The organism is Lysinibacillus sp., assembly GCF_032093475.1.
In the GTDB taxonomy this organism is placed as follows: Bacteria; Bacillota; Bacilli; order Bacillales_A; family Planococcaceae; genus Lysinibacillus; species Lysinibacillus irui.
This window is the reverse complement of sequence record NZ_DAMDAY010000173.1, coordinates 1-6872: the sequence shown is the minus strand read 5'-3', so window position 1 is coordinate 6872 and position 6872 is coordinate 1. Positions and strand designations below refer to the sequence as shown.

Sequence of the window (6872 nt, the reverse complement as noted above, 5' to 3'; positions counted from 1 at the left end):
AACGGTTGGAAAAAATACGTCCTCCTCGAGTCCGAAGCCGTCTAATTCCCAACCATCACAAAATGGCTCGAATAAAAAGCCTGATGAGAATAAGGGTACGGGTAAAGTTCAAACCCGAACTGAGATTATGAATACCGTTCAAAATACAATGAGTCCTGCAGCGAAAAAGATTAAGGAAATCGACCCAGATGCCAAGGTTGGATATCGGGGTTCATTGGCTACGGGTCAGAAAGGACCACATAAGGGAAATGCTCCATTTGACCCTACAGATTTCGATATCGATGCATTCATTGTTAGTGATAAATTAGCATCTCAGTTTCCTCCAAGCACGACATGGAAAGCTGGTACTCAGATTAAAGAAATAAGACAGATGCAAAAAGAGATAGACAAAACACTGAAAAGTTCTTTAGATGGAATTAGAAAGGTAGATAAAAAAGGGCGACCAGATAATTTTACTTTTAGAATATATACACAAGAAGAATTTATTAGTAAGAAGTATAGTAAAGGAAGCAAAATAATAGAAGATGAATAGGAGAGTGTGAGATGAAAAAAAAATATCCGTTTTTTAAATGCTTAATTCCAATTGATTCAAATAAGGACATAAATGAAGTAGCAAGAATAATCTCTGATAAATTATTTGGTGGACTCCCCTTCGGAGGTTTAGAGGAACATATTTATGAAGATGTTCCTGCAGTTTTTATTGATTATCCAATTTTAGGGCTTCAGATAGTAATACAGGGATTTGGGGGGAGAGAAGGCTACACTTTGGAAGTCTGTTCACATCCAATTAATATTGAACCAGATGATTCGGATGAAATAGAAGTAGACATAACCGGATATGTATCTGTTTTAATTGAGGGAATTGAAGAATTGCAGGTCAAGTATGAAGAACTTAAATACATGAATTATATAGAAATTTCTGAATAAGTCTTATATCGATTACAAAAGCCTTGATTAGGCAGGCACACACACTTTTAACTTGTAATATCTTTGAAATTGTATAAAAAACTCATGAAGGCAGAGCCATCAAGAAGTGCTATTTTAGCGCTAATGTAATAAGAGCGAGAATAAGCGATATGCCATTTTACTTACAAAGGACCACTTTATGGATGGCATAAGCAACAAACACACGAGATTAAACAAGCTAAAGGGTTTAAACGTTACACTTGCCAAGTAGTATAAAAGATGTCATACTGTCGATATAAAAATAACTTATAAAACTTTCAAATATATTAATAAACTTAGAAAATTTATAAACTTAAAGCACTTGATTGTCTATAACAGGCGACAAGTGCTTTTTTATGTTTAAATACGTAAAATTGAAAAGATTACGATTATTTAATTAGTGTACTAAGTATTAAATTTTATTCAAGTACTTGCATACAAGGGGAAGAAAATGCGATTGAAATAGAGGTTTCGATAGATAAGTTCGTTATAGATTATAAGGATGTACCACATTCAGCATTTTTACGTGTTTATATTTTGGGGGTGAAGAAATATAAAGTGAAAATCAAGATTTATAGCGGAACATATAGCTATGAACTACACATGCGGAAAAGTGACGATGTATACATTCATCTATATTTTAAAAACTTTAGAGAAACAGAAGGTCACTTACATATCCTAAGGATTGAAACAAGGCCATAGCATTACTCATATTTTAAAGAGATACTAGAGATGATAGGGAATAGGGCAAGCAGAGTAGAATTTGTGAGTTCTGATGTTGCGTATGATATACAAACTGGTTTGGAAATATAGTGGTGATACCGACAGATGCACGGGTTCAATTGTTCTTCGAGTGAGTTAATCGTTTATCTCCAATACAAGTAGGTCTTGAATAGAGACTTGTAATGTGTAGCACAAAGCTGAAAGGGTCTTATATGCAGACGTTGTATAGGTTGTGTATATAAATGATTGACGGTATTAAGGAAGAAGTGATGTTTGCTTGGCCAGTTGCCGACAGCTCATTTGTTTTTTAGTTAAAATATCATTGAGAAGTAAACGAATGGTAGAAGACATAATAAAAACACCTTTTGTTAGATTGTAACGGTTATGTATAATGTACGACTATACTAATAGTTAAAAATCAAACGGAACAGGGACAAAAAAGCAATATTTAAATGAGGTTCATATTCCAATAGAAGGGAAATAAAATATGGATATAAATGAAATTGAAAATCTACCTGATAGAATACCAACTGAAACACTAATATCAATGTTTCAAAATGCATTAGATCAATTTAGAAATAATAAAATTGAAAAAGATGGTTTTTTATTAATCCTTAGTAAACTAACAGACAGGCAAGTTATGACATATGAGTTATTAAGAAGTGACATACGAAATGATATTGATAGAACTCTCTCTAGATTATGGAATACAGATTCCTATGATGAAGTAGATATTATTCTTTCTATTGTAGTAAATCTCGGTCTAGAAACTTGCTTTAATAAAATAAAAGAATTTCTGGAACAGTTTGAGGATATAGATAAATCAATCCTAGATGAAATACAGGAAACAATAGATGAAGTAGGCGAGAATATATCTAATCCGTATTATAGTTTAGAAAAATTTATATAGTCTGTTTGTGAAATGCCGTAATTTAAATTTAAAGAGAGATAGCACAAGGATCAACGGAGAGAGAAAATGACCCAAAAATCCTTAAAAGGATGATGAGAGTTTCGGAATTAAGCAGTTGAAAATTGTGATGAGATTCAGGCAGCTTAGTGATTTTCGTAAATAGAATTATAAATAGGGAGAATATTTATTGCAAAATTTTTCAGATGAAACGAGAGATATATTGCTACAAGCGGGTTGGAATCCAAATAATAAGTTTGAATTAAGCGGAACAGTAATTTTTTAGTGGGGTATCAAGTATTTAATCCAGTGGTTGATGCATTAAGTCAATTTGGTGGGGTTGAATATAAATTTAAGCATCCGGATGGAAGTTTGGAAACCTTTCATTTTAGCCTAGAAGATTTACATGAAAAAGAAGACTTTGAGGGATTTGAGGTACGAGTAAAAAAGCCGCTCGTAATAATTGGAGAAGCATATCGTGAGAATTTAGTAATATTTATTTCAAACTCGGTATTCATTTTTAAGTTTGGAGATGCATATTTGAGCCACTAGATATTCTTTGCTTATTTAGAAAACCAGAAGAAATCGAATAATAAAGTTGAGTCATTTCTGGATGACTTGACATGCTTGAGAGTGGGGTTGTCAAACTTCAAAGTGAAGGAATGTCTACTGAATTGCACGAGAAATGTATGAAAAACATAATTGACGAAATGAAGGGTAGACACATTGCAAGAAAGTAATATTTAACAATATGTAAGAGAAGAAGGGCATGCTCCAGAATTGAAAAGTATGGTTCGTCAGAAAAAGTTATATATGGTAGCGTAAGAATAAGTCCAGCAATGGATGTACTTTACAGGTTTATACAAAGAATAGGAGGATAAAAATTAATGTTTGAGGAGAAGCAACAACAACATACTAAGTGGTTCTTAGATGGAGATTTAAAATTACGACAACAAGATCTCGGCGATGAAAGAATAGGTATTTGGGTTTCGGTTCATAAATTTAACATTTGTTTTACAATGATTATGTATGATTTTATTGACTGGTGTCGGGAGTTGGATATAAATTTAGAGGTCGATTTTAGTTTGAATAACCATAGGGGCTTTGTGATTGAGAGTAAGGATCTGGTGTTGTTAAAGTCAGAAATAAAAATATTCATAAACACCAACAATATAAAGCCTAGTGAAGGTGGCGAGAAATTTTCTGACGATGTGTGGTATTCATAATATAATATGAAAATTTTCCTAAAGCGATCGATAATTTTAAAACGAGAGAGAATTAGATTTAGTTAGCTATTTTAATGGGCAAAGAAAGAAGAACATAAAAGACTAGTAAAAAAAGTGAAAGAATGGATGAATGATGGAAAATGGAAAAAGAAGAATTGTTTAAAAGTGAACAAGAAAAATGGATTTCAAAGATTTCATTAGAAAACAATTTTCAGTTAGGAGCTATTCGTCTAGTAGCTGGAATTGATATTGCATATTGGACAGAGGGGAAGAAAGATTATGGAGTGTGTTGTATTGTTGTAATCGATTATATTACCAAACAAATTATAGAAGAAGTAGAATATTGGGGTCAAATAGATGTTCCATATATTCCAGGATATCTTGCTTTTAGGGAGCTTCCGATGGTGATAGAAGCAGTGAAAAAGCTGCAATGTGAACCAGATCTTTATATGTTTGATGGAAATGGTTATCTTCATTATAGACATATGGGGATCGCAACACATGCTTCTTTTTATTTGAAGAAACCTACAATAGGTGTTGCTAAAAGTTACTTGAAGATAAAAAATACCGATTTTCAAATGCCAAAAAATGTAATGGGTGATTTTACTTATATTAAGGTTGATGGGGAAGTATATGGGGCAGTTTTGAGAACAAGAAAGGATGTAAAGCCCATTTTTATTTCATGCGGTAACTGGATCGATTTAGAGACTTCAATAAAAATAACTCTACATTTTGTAGAAAAAAATAGTCGATTACCAATTACGACACGTTATGCAGATTTAGCTACTCATGAGAGTAGAAGAAAATATACTCAATAGATTCAAACATAGTAACGTCCATTTGTTAGGGTATTAGTAGGAGTTTTTTGGTTACTCATAGATTTAATAAAAGGTGTCTTACAGGTAATATAAAATAACTCTACAACATTATAAACTTAGTAAATAAATGAACCTGTAGAAAAGTGCTTTTTATTTTCAAATACATAATTGGGAAGTTTACGATAAAAAACATAAAGACCCTTAAGTAATGTGTTCAGAGTATATCCAAAAGAGGAATCTGTTTTTTATAAATACAACTATAATCTACATAAAATAAATATCTCGCAAAAATAAATTGCTAGATTATCTTTTGAAATCAACTGCTTGAATCACCTATTAATGTGATTTAAGCTTTTTTTGTGAATAAAATTCAACTTACTAATGTACTAAGAAATTCTTAGCTAGGAAATGGATAAAAAATCAAAACGTCAAATAGATGTACCGAAATAAAGAGATAGAATATGCATAGAGGGCAGATGCCACTTCAAATGGCAAGAATGTATTAGCTCGTTAAAAACTATTTAATAAAAAGATATAAATTGGTATACTTACATTAATTTGTATTTTAGTTAAAACGTAGATAATTTGATCTATATTTGCATGATAGGTTATCAAAGCTTATAAGGGGGAAAGAGCAAAAATGCAAGCAACTCAATGTGAATTGAGCTTACCGATAAATAGTGTTCTGAATAATACATACAAAATAAAAGAAGTTCTTGCTACTAGTAAATTATCCATCGTCTATCTTGCGGAAAATAATAATAGTGAAAAGCGACTCATTGTTAAAGAATTCTTTCCAAAAGAAATGGCTTTACGGGATTTAGATAATAGAACAATCATTAATCGTTTGCCTTCAACAAAGCAAAAATTTGAAGGCCTAAAAGAAATTTTTCTTAATGAAGCAGTCATTATGCAGCAAATAAATCATCCTAATATTGTAAAATATGTTGAGCATTTTGAGGAAAATGGATCGATTTATATTGTTATGGATTATTATGAAGGAAAACTATTAGATGAATATTTAAAGGATTTTCCTGTCCATGATCGAGACCATTTATACACAAGTATCTTTCTCCCTTTAATAGATGCGCTATGTTATGTACATAAACAGGGGATTCTCCACCGTGACATTAAGCCAAGTAATATTATGATAGATTCAGAAGGTAATCCATTTTTACTAGATTTTGGTTCCGCTGTTTTTTATAAAACAGCTACAGATTATCAAATTTTTACAAGCTCAGGTTACTCCCCGCTTGAGCAATATTCTAATAAGTCCGCGCAAGGTGTCTATACCGATATTTATAGTTTTGCAGCAACATTTTACTATTCAATGACAAATAGTATTCCGCCTGATGTTTCTCAGCGGCTTATTGAGGATAAAATTGAACAAGTAAAAGAGCATAATAAAAGTGTAAGTATTCTTTTATCCTACATCATTATGTGGGGGTTGGCAGTGCAAGTAAAAAAACGATGTCCTTCCCTACAAATCATGAAGTGGGTAATAACTGTTGAAAAATTTGTCAATAGGATAAGGAACTATTTTAAGGTAAATAATTCTAAATGACCAATTATCTAGAAGAAGTAATCCGATATTATCATTTTGTAGTGTAAGCTAAGAGCTCTGTACAGCCTAAGGGGGTTAAGAAATTCACCTTAGGCTGTCTTTTTATAATAAAAAAAAGTGGAAAACTACATTTTTCCTAAAGAAATATCATAAAATTTATTATGTTTAATTTTTCCTATAAACCTATCCATTTACATTTTAATTAACAAAATATTCTAATGTAAATATTGACAATAAATTAAGATATTGTATAGTTACTTTGTGATACATAATGTCATTTGTGATGTAGATAAAATGGTTATAAAATTTTAACTTCAGTTTAGCTAAACTGCAGTTTCTTTTTCTGTTAATGGAATTTTATAACTAAAAAGTTAATTTTAAGTTACTTCTCGCAGATGATTATGCTTACTCGAAATCCGATGTAAAAAGGAGGGATGGCTGTATAATCATACGGCCGACTGAATGGAGATTATTAGTCAAACAAACAGAACCATGCTATTTGAGGAAATTAATCCTGAAAAGATGGACTTAATTACGCTTGTTGGTGATGTAAAGGGGATTGACAGTCTAAGTGATGAAAAGATTAAAGAAATTAATCAATATCTTCTTGTCAAAAGCTTTGATGAATTTTTAGATAAGTTTTCTCCAACGGTTTATTCATTCTACAATGCTGCTAATCAAAAGGTAAT

The 6872-nt window shown here is 31.5% G+C and carries 7 protein-coding genes and 1 pseudogene; all 8 read left to right on the top strand.

Going from position 1 to position 6872, the window contains the following annotated elements:
• Nucleotides 1-532 (top strand): hypothetical protein (locus RT445_RS22415; protein WP_313471598.1); only part of this gene is annotated, 532 nt, incomplete at its 5' end.
• Nucleotides 533-543: 11 nt separating this feature from the next.
• The gene (locus RT445_RS22410; RefSeq protein WP_150907169.1) at nucleotides 544-927 is read left to right on the top strand and encodes a hypothetical protein; all 384 of its coding nucleotides are present in this window, start codon (nucleotides 544-546) and stop codon (nucleotides 925-927) included.
• A 1228-nt stretch (nucleotides 928-2155) separates the two neighbouring features.
• Nucleotides 2156-2578 (top strand): hypothetical protein, encoded by a 423-nt coding sequence (locus RT445_RS22405; RefSeq protein WP_269898143.1) that lies wholly within the window; start codon nucleotides 2156-2158, stop codon nucleotides 2576-2578.
• Between the two features lie 282 nt (nucleotides 2579-2860).
• Nucleotides 2861-3127, top strand: coding sequence for an SUKH-3 domain-containing protein (locus RT445_RS22400; protein ID WP_269898144.1), 267 nt, complete (start codon nucleotides 2861-2863; stop codon nucleotides 3125-3127).
• Nucleotides 3128-3462: 335 nt separating this feature from the next.
• A complete protein-coding gene (locus RT445_RS22395; RefSeq protein WP_269898145.1) occupies nucleotides 3463-3801 on the top strand; it encodes a hypothetical protein in 339 nt (112 codons plus the stop codon).
• A 140-nt stretch (nucleotides 3802-3941) separates the two neighbouring features.
• Nucleotides 3942-4619 carry an endonuclease V gene (locus tag RT445_RS22390; RefSeq protein ID WP_269898146.1) on the top strand — a complete coding sequence of 226 codons (678 nt, stop codon included), beginning with the start codon at nucleotides 3942-3944 and terminating at the stop codon, nucleotides 4617-4619.
• A gap of 640 nt (nucleotides 4620-5259) precedes the next feature.
• Entirely contained in the window at nucleotides 5260-6183 is a 924-nt protein-coding gene (locus RT445_RS22385; protein ID WP_274793689.1) for a serine/threonine protein kinase, read from the top strand.
• A gap of 462 nt (nucleotides 6184-6645) precedes the next feature.
• Nucleotides 6646-6872, top strand: a pseudogene (locus RT445_RS22380) (transcriptional regulator); the annotation flags it as partial.